Genomic DNA, 21,578 nt, shown 5'->3' on the forward strand with positions numbered 1-21,578 from the left:
CTACTTAATACGTTGTAAAGATAAATTTGAAAAGGAGTGCAAAAAATGGCTTTTCCATCTAACACCCAATTCCAACCTATTTTTATAGGCAATCAGCCTATTTATGATGTAGTAGGTGACGAATCTCCAGCCTCCACAGATATTGTGGGAAATACACAGTTCCCAGCTGCATTTGCTGCTTATGATGGAACAACTATTTATTTCCGAATTCGGCTGAATAGTGATCCGCGAAGCTCTAAAAATACAGGTTTTAGTAACTTTGCATGGGGCGTCTTGATTAATACATCCGGAGACCCTGGCGTCTACGACTGGTTAGCAAACGTAAATGGATTAGATAATACAATCAATCTTGTTAAAAACACAACGCGTGTATTCAATTCATGGAATGACCCTGCCGAAGGAACAGATGGACGCGGTTCCCCTACCTTCTCACGTCCGATTGTTAATTTTGATGTAGCTCGCGTCACGGTGACAAACGATGGGTCTAATTTCGGCGGAGATGCCGATTATTTTCTTGATTTTCAATTTCCCGCTGCTGACTTTTTTCGAGTTTTAGGAATTAGTACTACTTCACCGCTGCAATTTATTATTTTCTCCTCCGCTAATGCAAACAACTACAATAAAGATTCTTTACAAACGTCTGAAGGCTTTCAATTTGTTAACGCATTAACAAATCCTGTCGCTCCTCAAGATGTGGACGTCCGTGCTAACTTAACTGCAGCCAAGACCATTACTTCAGGACCTACATCTGTTTTTACAGGCTCTCTAACAACTTGGGCACAGTCTGTTACTGTGACAAATAACGGTCGGGCTCTCGCAAGGCAAGTGGTTGTAAATGACGTATTTAGTCTCGACCAATTTTCAAGTATAGGCAGTATAAATACATCAGCCGGAACAACAGTCTTTAATTCAAGCAATCGAACGCTGTCTTGGACAATAGGGAACCTGGCTGCCGGGCAAACGGCTACGTTAACGTACACCGTAATTGGGACATTCACTACTTCTGGAACAAGGAGACTTAATACAGTTACAGCTTCGGGGACTGATGACTTCACAGGCCTTCAGTTAACAAATGCAACTGCTTTTAATAATATTGAAGCAGCTGCAGCAGCTGCTGTTACAGGAAAAGTTACATCTGGTCAAACTGGATTACCTCTTAGCGGGGTAACGGTCGAACTCAGAAATCAAAACAATGTGCTCATTACTACTACTCAAACGAACGCCGTGGGAAACTACAGCTTTACTCAGCTTGCTAGCGGAACGTACACGCTTAACTTCATCGCTGCTAATTTCGTAACTGCTACGCGCACGCCAACCGTTCCTGCCGGGCAAACACAAATCATCAATGTGACTCTTCAGCCTTCCCCTGGGATAGTAACAGGCACCGTTACTTCTACAGGAGGTACACCTGTTGCCAGTGCTACTATTAATTTAATTGATGCATTTAATACGGTTGCAGCAACCGCGACAACTAACATACAAGGTCAATATACACTTTCAAATGTCAATCCAGGCCAGTATTCCGTGACCGTCAGTGCACCGAATTTCCAATCACAGTTACTCGGTATTACCGTTACATCCAATCAGACGACAACAGCTAATTTCACCCTGGCTCCTTCTCCGGGAATTGTGACAGGTGTTGTATCAAATGCTAGCGGAACACCTATTCAAGGAGCCGTTGTGGAAGTTCTCGATTCAGGAAACAATGTAATCGCAACCGTGACAGCCAACGCGCAAGGCCAATATACCATTAATCAACTTGCACCAGGCACATTTCAATTACGGGTGAAAGCTCAAAACTTCCAAACCACCTTGCTGGGTTTTACAGTGCAAGCCAGTCAAACAACAACTCAAAACGTTATCCTTCAACCTTCTCCAGGGACGTTGACAGGTGCTGTAAACGATGCTCAAACGGGCGTTTCCTTGTCAGGTGTTTCAGTTAATGTAGTTAATCAAGGCGGTATTACCGTTGCAACAGCAACAACAAATGCACAAGGTCAGTACAGTGTGACCAATTTGGCTCTGGGCAGCTATACTGTCACTTTTGGGCAACCTGGTTTTGGCAGTCAAACGATTGGAGCAATTATTCAATCCAATCAAACAACCACGTTAAATGCCGCTCTAAACCGTTTAGTTGGTGTCATTAATGGAGTCATCACCTCCGGTCAAGGCGGCGCGCTTGCAGGTGCAGTGGTTAATGTATTTTTAAATAACGGCTTGGTTGCTTCTGTTACGACAAATCAAGTGGGAGCGTATGTCCTTCCTAATTTGGCTCCGGGCAGCTACACGGTCACAGCCATCGCTCAAAATTTCCAGTCTAAAGTAGCAGGTGCCCAGGTTGTTGCTTTCCAGACAACAACCGTAAACTTTTCCCTAACTCCAGATCCTGGTACCTTAACTGGAACGGTGACGGATTCTACTGGAGCAACCGTTGCAGGTGCTACCATTAATGTCAGAACGACAGTCGGCGGTGCCATTATAGGTTCAGCAGTAACAGATCAAAACGGCGTTTATACGATTCCAAACTTATCCGCTGAGAGCTATATTGTAACGGCGACCGCCTTAAATTTTCAAAGCTCGAGTCAAGGAACTGCGATTAGATCCGATCAAACGACAACGCTAAACTTTACGCTTGCTTTTAATCCGGTAACCATCACCGGAACCATTAGAAATCAACAAACGGGTGACTCGATTGCCGGTGCTCAAATCCAAGTACGAATTTTGGATACAAACGGATCTGTTATCGCCACTGTCTTTGCCAACTCAGAAGGTAACTTTCTTGTCCCGCAATTAGCTCCTGGAACGTACACGCTCGTTGTGACCGCACCAAATTTCCAAACGAGTTTTGCAACCATCACTGTGTCTCCAGGAGGTCAAGCAAATATTGATGTTTCACTTGCTCCTAACCCAGGAATAATTACCGGGCAAGTTGTAAACGGCACTACAGGAGATCCTATTGTCGGGGCTGGCGTAAGTGTAGTTAACCAAAGTAATGTTCAAGTTCAGGTTGGTTTTACCGATAGTCAAGGAATTTATATGATTGAAGGGTTACCTCCAGGAAATTATCATGTTGCAGTGAACGCAGCTAACTTCCAAACGAACATAGCCGGGGGAATTGTATTAGCTGATACAACCACAGTTGTAAATGTGAGCTTACCTCCTGAACCTGGACTCATTGCCGGAAACGTTTCTCCTATTCAGCCCAATACAGTAGTTGCGCTTTACAGTGCTAAAAATATCTTTATTCAAAGCGTATTGACAGATGGCAGTGGAAACTATCAATTTTCAAATCTTGCGCCAGGTAATTACATTCTTATTGCGTCATCTCCAAACTTTGCCGTTCAATCAGCAGGAGCAATTGTTTCTTCCAATACAGCAACCAGTGTGAATTTCACTTTAGTTCCTAACCCTTCTATTATTTCAGGGGTCGTTACGGATACGGGTGGCGCTGCTATCCCAAACGCTTCCGTTCAAATTTTTGATGCTAATGAAACCATTCTCGCAACAGCCGGAACTGACGCCCATGGTGCGTATTCAATTGGAAATTTACCTCCAGGTTCATTTTCAGTTCTTGTAACAGCTCCAAGTTTCGGGCACTTAACAAGCGGAATTATACTAAGCCCCGGCAGTACTTTAGCCAACATAAACTTTGCTCTTACTCCAAATCCAGGAGCAATCAGCGGGCAAGTCACCGATGTTGCAACAGGAGCACCGTTAGCTGGTTCAACGGTTGTCATTCGTCAAGCAATCGGTTCAGGTGTTGCCGTTGCAACCGTGACATCTGATTCGTCGGGTAACTTTCTTGTGCAAGGATTAGCACCTGGGAGTTATACCGTGATCTCTTCGTTCCCTACGTTTGGAACAAAAACAATCGGAGCAATTGTTTCTAGTGATACAACGACAACGGCCAGTATTGCACTTAACGAATTAGCTGGTTCAATCAGTGGTCAGCTTGTTGACTCAACAGGTACAACGATTACCGGACCAAACTTGCAAGTTCGTTTACTTGATTTAAATGGTGTTCTTATTGAAGCATTACTTGCTCAATCAGATGGTACGTTTGCCTTTTTTAATGTTTTTCCAGGAAGCTACGTACTAAATGCATCAGCACCTGCATTCCAAGCGACGACGATCGGAATACAAGTGCAAGCAGATCAACAAGTTCAAACAAGCGTCATACTTCAACCATCTCCTGCAACGTTGACAGGGCAAGTCATTAATCAACAAACGGGAATAAGTATTGCAGGAAGCATCGTATCTGTCCTTAATTCAAATACGGGATTACTAATCGGAAGAGGCGCGTCTGGTCAAGACGGAATGTTTGTTATTGAAAATTTACCGGCCGGCTCATTTGTTGCAAGCGCTGGAGCCCAAGACTTTGGAACGGACTCGCGGGCTGTCATTTTATCGCCGCGACAAATGACCACTACCACACTTACCCTTACGCCAGACCCTGGAAGTGTGTCTGGTTTTGTTGTTAACCGTAATAACGGGGATACCCTTGCAGGAGCAAGCATTCAAATTTTTGATCAAACAGGCGCGCCAGCCGTTTCGGTGTCTGCGAATGCTCAAGGACAATTTTTAGTATCTGGATTAGCGCCCGGGCTCTATACAGCCATTGCTGCCTCTGTAGGATATACAAGTGGAACCATTAGTTTTACCGTAGTTTCAGACACACAGGCCATTGCAAGCTTTGCTTTGGAACCAAACCCTTCAACCATTCAAGGCGCTGTTACGAACGGTGCCACTGGTACGCCGCTCAGCGGAACAGATGTAATTATTCGCCAGTTTAACGCAACCGGTCCTATTATTGCCACCTCTGTTACCGACGCTAATGGCTTTTATACAGCATCAAACTTACCACAAGGAACCTTTACGGTTATTGTTGTAAATGCTGCTTTTGGATCACAAGCCTCATCCGTCACGCTTGCTCCTGGTGAAACAGCTGCTTTAAACTTTGGCTTAGAACAGCTTCCGTCGACGGTACAAGGAACGGTAACAGACGCAGAAACCGGAGATCCGATTATTAATGCGCTGATTCAGTTAATTGATGCAAACGGGATTCTTGTCACACAAGCGCAAACGGATATTAACGGTTTGTATCAAATTGCAGGATTTACGGCTGGAGATTATACGATTGCATTTACAAACCCGACGTTTCAATCTCAAACGTTAAGCTTTACTTCTCAGCCAAACCAAACGTCTGTGGTCAATACAAATCTTATTGCTTCTCCTGGGTCAATTACAGGGCAAGTGTTGGATGCAGAAACCGCCTCTCCTTTAATTGGTGCGTCTATTCAAGTCTTCCCTGCTCTTGGGTTAAATCCAATCGCTACCCTCGTAACCGATGGTAGCGGTCATTACTTTTTAGACGGGTTAGCACCTGGTTCTTATATTCTAATCGGGTCATTTCAAACTTACGCGACTTCGTCTACTGGCGTAACAGTTCTCTCTAATGACACAAGTTCATCTACTATTTTCTTAGTCCCTACTCCTGCCACTGTTTCCGGGACAGTAAGATCAGATACAGGCGAACCAATTATAAATGCGTCCGTGCGTATTTTAGATCAAAATGAATTTGTGTTGGGAACCATCGTTACAGACGAGTTTGGAAACTATTCTCTGACCGATTTGCCGCAAGGAAATCAAGAAATTATTGTAAGTGCCCCCGGATTTGCTACACAGCTCGGCGGCGTTATTTTAATTCCAGGGCAAGTGGTAACGAATTTGAACTTCACTCTTACAGCTAATTCGGGAAGCATTTCTGGGCAAATTATAACAGCGGATACAGAGATGCCAATTGTTGGTGCCATCGCTATGGTGCGAGCAGTCGCCGGAGTTCCTGTTGTGGTGGCTTCAACTACAACAGATGAGTTTGGAAACTACAAGATAAACGGCTTACAGCCTGGTTCTTATACCGTCACAGGCTCTGCGACTGGTTATGCGTTAAACACAGTGGGGGCAATTGTTATCAGCAATCAAGCTACCCAAGCAAATATCGTTCTTTCACCACTTGTTGGTTCCATTTCCGGTACCGTTTTAGATGTTCGAGGAAATCCAATTGTCAATATCCCCACTCAAATCCGTGTGTTTAGCCAAAGCGGCGTCTTACTTCAAACAGTAGCTGCACAGTCTGACGGTACGTTTTCTATTACAAACTTGCCTCCTGGCTCTTATCAATTAACGGTTACGGCACCGAACTATGCAGCCAATACAGTGGGTGCATTTGTTACAGCAAACGAAGTAACCTTGCTTACTGTTCCGCTTACACCTAATCCTGGAAATGTAAATGGGCAAGTAGTAAACAGAACCACGGGAGATGCTATTTTGAGCGCCATTGTTTCAGTCACTGACCTTAACGGGCTGCCAATCGGCAGTACTGTTACAGATCAAAATGGAAACTTTTCCATTCCAAATCTACCGGCGACAACCATTATTGTATCAGCCGTAGCAACAAATTTTGGTTCAGACTCTCGTTCTGTAATTTTAACAGCAGGGTCAACAGGAACTGCATTATTAACCTTAACGCCAAATCCTGGATCTGTGAGCGGGACTGTGATAAATCAACAAACGGATGCCCCCCTTATTGGAGCCACTCTCCAAATCTTTGACTTTACAGGAGCACTTGTTGCAACTGTCTTGTCAGATCGTAACGGACTTTATCAAATTCAGAACCTGACACCTGGCTTTTATCAAGTGATTGCCACTTCTGCAAATTTCGGTACACAGGTACAAAACGTTGAGGTAACCTCAAATGTAACATCGACAGTCAATCTCGTTCTAACACCTGATGCTGGATCGATTTTTGGCACAGTCGTTAATCAACAAACCGGAGCTCTCATCGTAGGCGCTTCAGTGGTCGTAAGGCTATTCTCTCCTGCTGGGCCAGTTGTTCAAACAACGGCAACAGATAGCAGCGGACAATTTACAGTGCTAAACTTGGGACCCGGAGCGTATGCTGTCACTGTATTTAATCCGAATTTCGGCACCCAGAGCACTACAACGTTTGTTCAGTCAAATACAGTTTCAATCGTTTCACTTGCGCTACTGCCAAACCCTGGAGCAGTTCAAGGGCTCATTACATCTGCTCAGACTGGGGAGCCTGCTCTAAATACACAAATTAATATTCTTAGCGATGCCGGAATTTTAGTAGCAACGGTTCAGACTGATAGCAACGGCAATTACTTTGTGCCTGGTCTGGCACCTGGCACGTATACACTAGTATTTTCAAACCATAATTTCCAAAGCAGTACTATTGGTGCAATAGTAGGTTCCGATACAGTTATAACTGTAAATACGGCGTTAACACCAGACCCAGGAACGATTACAGGCACAGTCATTGATTCTCAAACTGGCTTGCCAATTGCAGGAGCATCTGTGCAAATTTTCCCTGCTCAAAGTTTGATTCCAATTGCTAGTGCGATTACAGGCCAAGACGGAGGTTACACCGTCCTTGGCATTCAGCCTGGAGATTACGTAGTAGAGGCTACTGTATCAAATTACACTGTGACAGCAGTTGGAACAGGGGTATTTCCAAATACACCGGCAACGGCTGCTCTGCTTCTTTCACCAAATCCAGCTGCTTTAAGCGGAACCATTACCTCTACCAATGGAACATCTATCGCTGGTGCCGCCGTTCGGATTATTGACCAGAATGAAACTGTTCTTGGCACAGGAGTCACGGATCAAAACGGACATTTTACAATTGGCAACTTACCACCCGGTTCACAAAGCGCTGTCGTTTCTGCCTCCGAATTTGGCACTCAAATCATTGGTGTAACATTATCACCTGGACAGATTATTACAGATTTTAGCGCTCAGTTAACACCAAACTCTGGGAATATTCAAGGTCAAACGGTTAATGCTCAAGACGGAGCCCTTATTGCAGGCGCTGACATTGTTATTCGTAAGACAGGGGCAAGTTCAATTATCGTTACAAACGCAACAACAGATGTAGATGGAAACTACCATGTAAATGATTTAGCTCCGGGAACCTACCTTGTAACAGCTAGCAAATCTGGTTTCGGAACAAATACGGTAGGCGTGATCGTTGTCAGTGATACGATTGCAACGGCCAATGTTCCATTAACAGCACTTGCAGGTGTTATTAGCGGAACAATTATTGATCCTCAAGGCAATCCGATTACAGGAAATAATATTCAGATTCAAGTATTTGATCAAAACGGACATTTAATCAAGTCTGTTTTAGCCAACAGCGATGGAGCGTTTACTGTCGTTGACTTGCCACCTGGCTCTTATCAGTTAACCTTTACAGCGCCTAACTTTACAACTGGCATATTCAGTGCAACGGTTACCTCTGAACAAACAATTGTTTTAGTGGCGACACTGCAGCCAGATCCTGCTACGGTTACAACGCAAGTCGTTAGTGGAGAAACGAGTGAACCAATTCCAGGTGCCATTGTCACGTTTACCTTGCCAAACGGAACGATTGTTGGGAGTGGAGTAACGGATACGAATGGATCTATCAGTATTTTAAACCTCCCTTCCCAAACGCTTAATGTTTCCGTAACGGCCAATAATTTTGGAAGCCTCTCTCAATCTGTTATTCTTACACCAGGTCAAGTGGCACAGATAACGATTTCTCTGTCTCCAGAAGTTGGTAGACTTGAAGGAACTATAGTTAATGAGCTAACAGGTGAACCGATTGCTGGTGCAACGCTAAAAGTGTTTGACTTTACTCGAGGAATTATTGCAACTGTGATGACTGACACATTTGGATTTTATAAAATTCAGAATCTCTCTTCCGATGTGTACCGAGTCATTGCTTCAGCTCAAGGCTTTGGTTCCACCGTCCAAGAAGCTATGGTCGTCGCTAATCAACAAACCGTTTTGGATTTCTTTTTACCTCCTGATGCAGGAAGTATTCAAGGTACAATTATGAATCAGCAAACCGGAAGTCCGCTTGCAGGCGTTTCGATTATCGTTCGTCAATTTACGCCGACAGGTCCAATTATTGCTGCATTATCTACCGATCAAAACGGTATATTTACCGTGAATAATCTAGCACCTGGAACATATACGGTCGTTGGATTGAATCCAAACTTCGGAAGCGAAGCTGCCTCAACCATTGTACAATCAGACAGTGTATCTAATATTTCACTTGCATTAATTCCAAATCCAGGAATCGTTCAAGGACAAATCACAAATGCTCAAACAGGCGCAGGATTAACAAATTCATTTGCTCGTATCTTAGATAGCAATCGTGTCATTATTCAAGAAGTGCAAACAGATGGAAATGGGAATTATCGAGCAGAAGGATTAGCTCCTGGCGATTATGTTTTAATTGCAGTGGCGTCTGACTTTCAAAGAGAAGCAATTGGGTTTTCAGTTGTTTCTGATGCATCTACAACTGTTAACGTCACACTCCTTCCAGACCCAGGAAGAATCACAGGAAGGGTACTCGACCAACAAACCGGCTTAGCTTTGGACGGAGCCACAGTTCAACTTTTCCCTCCGCAAAGTTTGGTTCCTATAGCAAACGCACTTACAGATCAAAATGGAATGTTTCAAATGGGCGGTCTGGCACCAGGCGAATATATTCTAGTAGCAAATGCACGCAATTATGCAAGAGGTGCTGTAGGAACAGTTGTTTTTTCAAATGAAACAGCAGTGGCTAACATTGAACTTCAAGCTAACCCTTCTACCGTTAGTGGAAGCATTACGAGCATAAATGGAGCACCAATTGGAAATGCGAGCATTCGTGTTATTAGTCAAAATGAAACTGTATTAGGCACTGCCTTAACAGATCAAAATGGAAACTACGTTATTAGTAATCTACCCCCAGGCGCACAAACTATTGTAGTGAATGCACCTGCTTTTTCCAACGAGCTTAGCGGTATTACTCTTCAACCGGGTGATGTATTAGAAAACATTAATTTTTCATTAAACCCGAATTCAGGAAATATTACGGGGCAAATTATAAACGCGCAGACTGGTGAAGCCATTTCAAGCGCAATTGTTGTAGTACGGCTTGTAGGAGGCGTTGGCGTTATTGTTGCCAACAGCATCACAAACGAAAATGGAAACTACTTTATCGGTGGCTTAGCACCTGGAACATATACGGTTGTAGCATCTGAAAATGGATTTGCAAGCATAAGTGTAGGAGCGGTCGTTCAAAGCGATGAAACAAGTTTAGCCAATATTAGTCTCATTCCAAATGCCGGAAAAATTACAGGAACCATTACAGATGCTGGCGGCAGCCCTGTTCTAGGAATGAACACTCAAATTCAAGTATTTGATCAAAGCGGCACTCTTTTAAAAACATTGCTTGCTCAATATGATGGAACATATGACATACTAGACTTGCTTCCAAGCAGCTACACATTGATTATTACTGTTCCAAATTTTGTTACCGCAACAACGAATGCTGTTGTCATTTCAGATCAAACAACTGAAGCAAATATTACGCTTAAGCTAAATCCCGCTGCGGTGACTGGTCAGGTATTAAACAGCAGTACAGGAACACCGATTAATGGGGCTCTTATAACGATTACAGACTTAAACGGCATCGCAGTAGGATCTGGAGCAACTGATTTAAATGGAAACTTTACCGTTTTGAACCTTCCACCAGCTACGCTTAATATCTCGGCGGCTACAGGAGGTTTTGGCAATGATTCAAAGTCCGTTATCTTAACACCAGGCGAAATTGAAGCTACAACATTAAGTTTAACACCTACACCGGGCACCGTTACAGGGACAGTTCTCAATGCGCAATCAGGGGCCCCTCTTGCAGGCGCAACCGTTCAAATTTTCGATTTTACACGAGCACTTGTCGCCACGTTGCAAACAAACCAAAGCGGTGTTTATCAATATCAAAATCTAGCACCCGGCTCTTACCGATTAATTGCAACAGCAAACAATTTTGGAGCCGTTACTCAAGATACTCAAGTAACTTCTGAAGCTACCACTACTCTTAACTTTAACTTAACGCCGGGCCCCGGTACTATTACAGGCAGTGTATTTAATCAACAAACTGGTGCCCCGATTGCAGGTGCAAGTATTGCAATACGCCAATTTTCTCCTTTTGGACCAATCATTTCAACTATTACAACTAATATTCAAGGTCAATTTACCGTCTTTAATTTGACACCTGGTGCTTACACAGCGGTAGCATCGGACCCTAACTTTGGAACAGAATCTGCCTCTACACTTGTGCAATCAAACTCAGTCTCGACTGTTCTACTGAACTTATCTCCAGATCCTGGTATTGTTCAAGGAACCATCACCAGTGCTCAAACAGGTCAGACGCTAGCAGATATACTTCTGCGCATACTTGATGTCAACGGCGTTCTTGTTACCGTATCACAAACAGATATAAGCGGAAATTATCGCATTCAAGGGTTGGCACCTGGAACGTATACAATCGTGGCAGCAAACCCTCAATTCCAGCAGCTCACAAACGGTGTTACTATTGCATCAAATCAAACTGTTACAGAAAATATTTCGTTACAGCCAAATCCAGGAAGCATTACCGGCACGATAGTTAATGCACAAACTGGCACGTCGCTCTCCGGAGCAGTTCTACAAGTCTTTCAATCTGGTAGTATGACTCCTGTTGCCAACACAGTAACAGATCAAAATGGAAGCTTTTCTTTTATTGGGTTAGCACCTGGTGAATATAGCCTCGTAGCTCAAGCAACAAACTTTGGGTCAGCGGTAGCAGGTGCCATTGTCACTTCTGGCAACACAACAACAATTACAATTCAATCCCCACCGCTTCCTGGTGTTATTTCAGGCCGAGTAACTGATTTTTCAAGTAACACATTATCCAACGCAACGGTTAGATTACTGGATTCAAACCAAAACGTAATAGGTATCGGTAGCACAGACCTTACTGGTAACTACACTATCGGTAACGTTGCAGCAGGAACGTACATCATTATTGCAAGCGCATCTGGTTTTGCCACAAATACGCAAGGTGTAACCATTGCTCCTGCTCAAGTGTTATCTAATTTTAATATTCCTCTTGAGACATCTACAGGAACTATTACTGGGCAAGTAACAAGTAGTGGAGCCGCAACACCAGTCGCAGGTGCTACAGTTATCATTCGCTCTCTTCAGCAAGAAAACGGCGGGATAGTAGTAGGAACTGTAAATACGGATCAACAAGGAATTTATCTTGCACAAAACTTGCCTCCAGGAAATTACTCCGTCGCCGTCACTAAAACGGGGTTTGGCACGCAAACACAAACATTCACCGTCGCTAGTAACCAGACATCAACTGCAAACTTCGCTTTATTAGCAGACGCGGGTACTCTGGCTGGTTTTTTAACGGATATAAATGGAAATCCAATCACAGGATCAAATATTTTCCTTCGAATCTTTACTGATGATAACGTATTACTCAAATCCGTCACGGCTCAACCAGACGGTACATTTGGGGTATTTGGTCTAGATCCTGGAACGTACACTGTTATTGCAGAAGCACCGAACTATGCAGCAAACAGTATTCCAATTACGATCACAGCCAATCAAACAACCACTGTGGCTATAGCATTAACGCCAAACCCTGCTACAATTAGTGGGAATGTTGTCAATCAACAAACGAACACACCGCTTCAAGGAGTGACGATCACTGCGTCTTCAAACGAGCAAATTATTGCCACAGCTGTCACAGATATAAATGGAAATTTCCAGCTAACAAACCTTGCAGCTGGTACCATCAGCATTGTTACTTTTGCACAAAATTTTGTGAACACGCCGCAAACAATAGTTCTTAGCCCTGGTGAGACGCAACAGATTATCCTATCACTTACTCCTCTTACTGGTACCATTACAGGCACAGTAATTAACCAACAAACAGGGGAACCCGTTCAAGGAGCAAGCGTTGAAATTCGACAGTTTTCTCCCGCAGGTCCTATCGTTGCAACAACTGTGACTGATGGGTTAGGTGTATTTACCATATCAGACTTACAGCCAGCATCGTATACTATCATTGCACAAGCCACAAACTTTGGAACACAAGCTGCAACAACTACTGTACTGCCAAATGACGTTTCAACCGTTACCATTGGACTGACGCTGTTACCGGGTACCGTTCAAGGAACTATAAGAAACGAGAACACAAGCGCACCGCTTGAAGAAGCAATTGTACGCGTAATTCGCAGGGATGGAACAGTTGTTGACGAAGTTCTCACAAATGCACAAGGGTTGTTTACAATAGGAGGGCTTCCTGCTGACTCTTACACGTTAGTTGCCATTAGTTCAGGCTTCCAAAGACAGACCGTTGGCTTTACTGTTGCACCCGAGCAAACTACGACGGTTGATGTAAATTTACAGCTGAACCCAGGAACGCTGACAGGAACGGTCACAGACTTTTTTACAGGAGGCCCAATTGCAAACGCTATCGTGCTTGTCTTTCCTTCGCAAAGCATAACCTCTATTGCCCGAGGAATAACAAATGAAAATGGGCAATATACAATTTTAAACTTGGCTCCTGGAGAATATAATATTATAGCAGTGGCAACTGACTTTGCACGCGGCGGTGTAGGAGCAGTAATTTCAGCAGGCAGCACCACAGTTGCTAATATTCAGTTAACTTCAAACCCAGCAACAATTTCTGGAACAGTTACAGACTCCGGTGGTAACGTTATACCAAATGGGACCGTGCGAGTTCTTGACCAGAACGAAACGGTATTAGGAACTGCCATCACAGATATAAACGGCAATTATTCAGTTGGAAACTTGTCGCAAGGAACCTTAACTATTATTGCATCTGCACAAGGATTCGCTACTCAATTAACGGCTGTCACATTAACACCTGCGCAAACTTTACCAAATGTAGATATTCAGTTAACAGCATTGGTTGGTAGTATTACAGGGCGAGTTTTCAACTTGGCTACAGGACAATCAATTGTTGGAGCCATTACAGTTGTTCGAACATCAGGCGGAACAAATGTCATTGTAGACAGTGGTACCACTGACCAAAATGGCCGCTATTTGATTGAAGGTCTTGCGCCGGGTTCATATTCAGTTGGAGCAACAGCTTCAGGCTTTGGCACAACAACGGTTGGAGCATTTGTGCAAGCTAACGACGCTACAACTGCTGATTTAGGATTGTCTCCGCTTACCGGAACAGTTTTTGGAACCGTCACAAACGTAAACGGCTCCGGTATTACAGATTCGAATATTCAAGTTCAAGTCTTTACTGCAACTAGCACACTGTTAAAAACACTGCTTGCGAATGCAGATGGATCATTTAACGTTATTGATTTAGCGCCAGGAACGTATCTCATTCAAGTAACTGCGCCTAATTATGCAACAGGAGTTGCAAGCGTAAATGTTCGAGCTAATACCACTACATCTGTCTCTGTTCGGCTCACGCCAAATCCTGCAACTGTAACGGGGCAAGTTGTAAATTCTGTTACTTCCTCGCCATTAACAGGGGTCATCATCACCGTTACGGATGCGAACGGAATTATCGTTGGAAATGCTATCAGTGACCTTAATGGGCAGTTTATCATTAGGAATCTACCACCAAATACGGTTATTGTAACAGCCACTGCTACCCAGCCTGGTTTTGGTTCCTCCTCGACATCTGTTCCGCTTGGGCCAGGAGCAACTGGGAATGTTCTGTTGTCACTCGCACCTCAGGCAGGATCGGTGACTGGAACTGTACGAAACGCACAAACAGCTGATCCGCTGCAAGGCGCAACAATTCAAATATTTAATTTCACGAGAGGACTGGTTGCAACTGTTGTCACAGATCAAACCGGGCAATACCGTGCTGATAATTTAGCGCCAGGAACGTATCGAGTCATCGCTTCGAATCAAAACTTTGGCTCGTTAGTACAAGAAACGGATGTCGCCGTAAACGAAGTGACAACATTAAACTTCAACCTCTCTCCTAATCCGGGAAGTGTTGAAGGGACCGTCTTTAATCAACAAACGGGGCAGCCTCTTGGTAGTGTAAGCATTGTTATACGTCAATTTTCACCAGCAGGTCCAGTCATTGCAAATTCCTCAACGAATGGAAATGGAACCTTCACCATCCCTCACCTGCCACCTGGAACTTATACAGTTATCGCTACTTTACCAAACTTTGGAACACAAGCTGCTTCAACTCAAGTATTTTCAAATGAAACGGCAGCTGTTCAACTATCTTTACCACCAAATCCTGGGGCAGTCCAAGGATTTGTCACCAACGCAGAAACGGGCGAACCTTTATTTAACACATTGGTTCGGATCGTTGATACAGACAATGTCGTGGTTGGCACTGTGCAAACGGATATTAATGGACGATACAGCATACAGAATATATCGCCAGGAACCTACACTCTTATTATTATAAATCCTGATTTTCAGCGTCAAACTCTCGGATTTGCAATTACATCTAGCCAAACAACAACCATTAATGTATCACTTCAGTCAAATCCAGGATCTATTGTTGGCATTGTCACTAGCGCTCAAACCGGATTGCCTCTTGTCGGCGCAACTGTCCATATTTCCCCATCCCAAGGATTAATTTCTATTGGAAATACAGTGTCTGATGAAAATGGGCAATATCGTTTTATTAGCATTCAGCCGGGCAGCTACACGATTTCGGCAAATGCAACCAATTTTGCAAGAATAAGTGCGGGTGCATCTGTATTCGCTAATATCCAATCGATAGTAAATATTTCACTGCAGTCAAATCCTGCGAGCATGTCTGGGCAAATTGTGGACCAAGATGAAAACCCAATTCCCAATGCTTCAATTCGGGTGCTTGATCAAAGCGAAACTGTGTTGGGAACAGGTATTTCAGGGTCTGATGGACGTTATACTGTTCAAGGGTTGCCACCTGGCATCCGTAATATTGTTGTGAGTGCTGCAGGCTTCTCAACCGCTACAAGTGGAATAACACTCTTGCCAGGAGAAAGTCTATTGGATGTAAACTTTATACTTGTTGCCAACCCAGGCATTTTAACGGGTACGGTTATTGATGCAAATACAAACGCTCCGCTTGTTGGAGTGAATGTGGTTGTTCGAAATCTGTTAGGTGTAATTGTAAGTTCCGGTTTTAGCAATGTGGATGGTCGCTATACGATTCAAAACTTAACATCAGGGCAATATACCGTTTCTTTCTTTGATGAGCGTTACGACGCGGTCAGCCTAGGAGCACAAATTACCTCTAATACAACGACTATCTTAAATGCTACACTTGCACGGGCATCTGAAGCAGGCACCGATAAAACACCGAGCATTCGAGGGCAAATCGTAGATGAACAAGGAGTACCGATTACCACACCATTTATCCCAGTAAAAATCTTTGATAAAAACCTTGTAGTGGTTCAAATTTTACTTGCGCTATCCAATGGCCGGTTTGAAGTATTTGACCTGGCACCAGGAACGTATTTAGTAAATGCTGGAGCATCTGACTTTGCGTCAAACACAGTCTCTGCTATTGTAAGAAATAGCGAGACAACAGAGGTAGTCGTCACCCTCACTCCTTTACCTGGAACATTAACCGGGCAAGTAATTAATGGTGTTTCTGGCGAAGGAATTGTTGGAGCATTCATTACCGCGACAAGATCTAACGGCGTCATCATCGCAACAGGAATAAGCGGAGATAATGGATCATTCACCATTCCAAATTTACCAGCTGGTTCACTTAATATAATTGCACAAGCAATTGGATTTGGAAACGCCACAACTTCTGCCATTATCACGAATGGAAAAACAACAACTACTATCCTTTCTCTGTCACCCAATCCCGGACACCTTATCGGGCAAGTGACAAGTGCATCATCTGGTCTTCCGCTTCAAGGGGCTACCGTACAACTTTTTGATGAAAATCGAACGTTTATCCTGTCAGTCGTAACCGATAGCCAAGGTAACTTCACAGTCCCAACTCTTTCTCCAGGCAAGTACGTTGCGGTTGCAAGCTCCTTTGGATTCGGAAGCGAATTGCGCGGTTTTACAATTATTGCAAATCAAGATACAATCATTGCATTTGACCTTGCACCAAATCCAGGTATAATCCGAGGCCAAGTCGTTACTTCAGAAGCCGGGCAGCCAATTCCAAACACAAGCGTTGTTATACGCGCACTAACGCCATCTGGTCCTATTCTTGCAACAACCGTTACTGATTCAAACGGATTTTATGAAGTAACAGGCATCGTCTCTGGCACTTACACTGTTGTCTTTAGCGGAGCACCTCTATTCGGATCAGACATATCATCTGTACAGTTAGACGCTGGAGAAATTGAAATTGTTAATGCATCTCTTTCTTCTTTTATTTCAACTGTACAGGGGCGTGTAGTTAACGAAGAAGGAAACGGCCTTGCAAACACCTTGGTTCAACTTTTCAACACCCAAAGTGGTCTAATCCGAAGAGTGCAAACAGATAATGATGGGAATTACTTTATCAGAGGGTTTACTGCCGGAAGCTATACAATTACAGCCAATCAGCCAAATTTCCAAGCAGCCCTCACTCGTTTTGAAGCAGCTCCTAACGAAGTAGCCACAATCAATTTTACTCTTTTAGCTGACCCTGGAATTATTTCAGGAACCATACGAGATGTCGTAACGAACCAGCCAGTTCCAGGTGCTGTCGTTAACCTGTTCCCCAATCAAAGTTTAAGCCCTATTGCCTTTGCCGTTACAGATCAGCTAGGAAATTATCAATTCCCAGGACTACAGCTAGGAAGCTATGTTGTCGTAGGTTCAGAATTTAACTATGCAAGTGCTTCGACTGGAGCTAACGTTACTTCAAATCAAGTCACTATAGCCAACTTGTTCTTACAACCAAACTTTGCTTCTATTTCAGGAACTGTTTCAACTCTAGAAGGCTTACCAATTAATAATGCTACCGTTCGTATCCTTAATCAAAATCAAGTGATTATCGGTTATGGAATCACAAATGAAAATGGCTTTTATGCCATTGGGAACATCCCTGTTGGCACGTTTACAGTGATTGCGTCAGCACCAGCATTCCAATCTGTATTATCAGACCTTACGCTGGCTCAAGGGGACCAACGAAAAAACGTCGACTTTGTCCTCCAGCCAAATCCAGGCATATTGACTGGTACGGTCACCACCCAAAACAATGAACCAATTGCTGGCGCTTTTGTAAATGTAAGATTACTAGGCGTAACAGGTATTATTATTGCATCAACCGTCACTGATTCAAACGGACGATATGTAATTACTGATTTACCTCCCGGCTCTTATACTATCTCTGCTACTGCGTCAGGTTTCGAAACTAAGGCAGTAGGTGCTATCATTGAAACAAACGCTACAGAAATCGCAGACATTATGCTTACAGGAGTTTTTGGTTCAATTAACGGTGTTGTCTTAAACAATTTAGCACAGCCAATCGTTGGTTCTAGCATTTCCCTTTCCCTGTTCGATGCCAATAATCTTCTCATTTTCACCACAACAGGATATTCAGACGGCACGTTTTCATTCCCTAATCTTGAACCTGGCAACTATTTTATTACGGCTTCTGCGTCAGGATTTATTACGGAAGTTATTGGAGCAAGAGTCACAGCAAATGAAGCCACATTTGCTAGAATTCTGTTACAATCAAGTCCAGCTACGGTGACAGGGCAAGTCGTCACTTTAGCAGGCGGTCAGGCAATACAGGGAGCCATCGTCTCTGCCACAACGCTTGAAGGTCAGGTTTTAGCTGTAACGGCTACAGATGTAAGTGGAAGCTTTACGATAATGAATTTACCACCAGGACCGCTCATCGTCACGGCTACTGCAGTCAACTTTGGAGCAGATTCAAAAACAGTTCTTTTACAAACAAACGGCATAACTTCTACTACTCTATTTTTAAGCATGGCTCCTGGTTTCTTAACAGGTACCGTAAAAAGTGAAGCTAAAAATCAGATTCCCAACACAGTTGTGCAGCTATTTGATTTCACTAACGGCCTTGTGGCAACAGCAGTTACAAATGCTATCGGTCAATACACAATCCAAGGACTAAACCCTGGAAATTACCGAGTGGTCTTTACTGCAGAAGGCTTTGAACGATTGTCTGCTGGAGCAACAATTAATTCTGGAGAAACAACTTCGTTAAATGTAAAGCTAAGCTCCTTATTTGCAACAATCAAGGGCAGTGTCTTAAATGCTCAAACAAAATCACCTATTCAAGGGGCAGCTGTCGCCATCCGCTATCAAAGTTCTTCTGGCCCGATTTTTGCAACTGTTTTTACAGACACCTCAGGACAATTTATCATCAGCAGTATTCCAGACGGGGCCTTTTCAATTATCGCCACTGCGGCAGGGTTTGGCTCACAAGGTTTAACGGCCTTCGCAGTCGGTGGGCAGACGTTCACATTTAATCTCTTGCTTCTGCCACAAGTGGGGACCATTCGAGGAAAGGTTACAGATAGCTCGTCGGGTGCACCGTTAGCCAATACGCGCATTCGTGTCATTAATGCTTCAGGAGTGATCGTGACAACAACACAAACCGATGTTAACGGTAACTACCTCCTTTCTAATCTGGCTGCTGGCACTTATCAAATCGTAACATCCAATGTAGATTATCAAGCAGCAGCACAAACTGTGACACTTACCACAAATGAAGTAAAAGAAGTGAATTTCACACTTAATGGAAACCCAGCCACATTAATAGGCAGATTTGTTGACAAAGAAACTAAATTGCCTATTATTGGTGCGCTGATAGAAGTCTTTGACGCCGTTGACGTGTCAGTAGGCTTTGGCTTAACCGATGAAAACGGGCAATATGTTATTGAAGGACTACCACAAGGAGCGTTCTCTGTGCGGGCGTCCGCTTCTGGCTATATGTCTGAAACGGTACAAATACAGTTAAGCCCTAATGAAGTGCTTGAACTCAATTTTACATTAACAACAACAGCTGCTTTTACAGGTGCCATTATTGGTCAGGTCGTCGACAACTCAACAAGTTTGCCAATTGCCAATGCTCACGTGAATCTTTTAGATAACGAAGGACAGCTTATAGCTTCTACTACTACCAATGAAGCAGGTCAATATTTCTTTGCATCACTAGAAGCAAACACGTATACCGTAGTAGTAGATGCAGATGGTTATCAAACTCAGCAACAATCCGTCACACTTACCCCTCTGTTCCAACAAGGCGAAGCAATCGTAGCAAATTTTCGCCTTGATCGAATTGAATTGGGTGCAACGATTACAGGAACAGTCGTTAATGCTGATACCAAACAGCCTCTCTTTGGTGCAACGATTCATGTCATCAACATCAAAAACCAAATAGTTGGCCGTGCAACTACGGATCGACTAGGCCGCTTTACAATTAACGATATACTGACTGGCACATATACCATCCTCGTAAACGCTACAGGCTTTATACCTGCAGATCCACAGCGGATAAAAGTACACTCTGGAGAGGTTTTAGACTTGCAAACCTTTGAGCTAAAGCAAATACCTTCTTCGACAGGGGCTATTACTGGTCGAGTCGTCGATAACTCGACCAGTGTTCCAATTGCCAACGTTCGCATTAATCTTTTAGATATAGATAATCAAGGACAGCTTGCAGCCTCTACTACTACCAATGAAGCAGGAGAATATTCTTTTGTGTCGCTAAAAGCTGGCACGTATACCGTAGTAGTAGATGCAGATGGTTATCAAGCCATACCACCATCAGTCACACTTACGATTAGACAAGGCGAAACGCAAAGAGCAGATTTCCGCCTTAATCCAATTGGATCGCGTGCAACAATTACAGGAAAAGTCATTAATGCCGACACCAAACAACCTATCTTTGGCGCAATGATTCACGTAATCAACACCGAAGGACAAATAGTTGGTCGTACAACTACGGATCTACTAGGCCGATTTACAATTAACGATATACCGCCAGGCACATATACCATCCTTGTAACCGCTACGGGCTTTATACCTGCAGATCCACAGCAGATAACAGTAAAATCTGGAGAGATTTTAGACTTACAAACCTTTGATCTAAAACCAAAAAACCCAGCTCCGCCGCCATTTAACCCATGTGATTTAATTAATCCTGTTGTGACATGTAATGTTTGTAAAGTCACCTGCCGAGAACTGGCACCTGTCAGACGCAGAACAATCCAAGTGCAGCTTCAAAATGGAACGTATCGAACCCTTCATCTAATTCATCTCGTTAAAACTATCACCGTAATAATTAAAATTACGGGAGAAAACGGTTCATATATAAGTGAGCCTTATCAAATAAGCTCCTACGAACGCATAGCTTTAGAAGTACCTTTAAATGCAAAGGTGCACTGTGATATTACCGTCTCCGACTTTTTTGCACAACTAATCTATTTACGAAATCAGCCAGCAAGTATTTTCTTCTCTTTTGATTTAAATCAGCAATTCCTCTCTGAAAGAGATGTAGTGGTGACCATTAAAGGTAACCAAATTCGCCCGCGCTGCGAAGATGGGGTTATTGGAGAATGGGGAGAATATAAAGGAGTAGAAAATTTCACTCTGAAAGTCTCTGAAATTCAAGATTGGATAAAAACGCATACCAAAAAAGAAATTCAAATTAAACTTAATCAATTTAATTTCACTAGCGAAAACAATAAAAATTAAAGCAGTTTGATAAGGAAGTTATTCTTAACATATAAAAAAGCACTCATATACTGAGTGCT

At 43.4% G+C, this 21,578-nt stretch carries 1 protein-coding gene; it reads left to right on the forward strand.

Annotated elements, in window-relative coordinates:
* Nucleotides 1-45: 45 nt before the first annotated feature.
* Entirely contained in the window at nucleotides 46-21,519 is a 21,474-nt protein-coding gene (locus tag BG04_RS30270) for a carboxypeptidase regulatory-like domain-containing protein (RefSeq protein WP_034649490.1), read from the forward strand.
* Nucleotides 21,520-21,578 lie beyond the last annotated feature (59 nt).

Source organism: Priestia megaterium NBRC 15308 = ATCC 14581 (assembly GCF_000832985.1).
Classification (GTDB): domain Bacteria; phylum Bacillota; class Bacilli; order Bacillales; family Bacillaceae_H; genus Priestia; species Priestia megaterium.

Coding starts and splice junctions, on each gene's coding strand:
- BG04_RS30270 (WP_034649490.1), top strand. CDS start 46: ATGGCTTTTCCATCTAACACCCAATTCCAACCTATTTTTATAGGCAAT.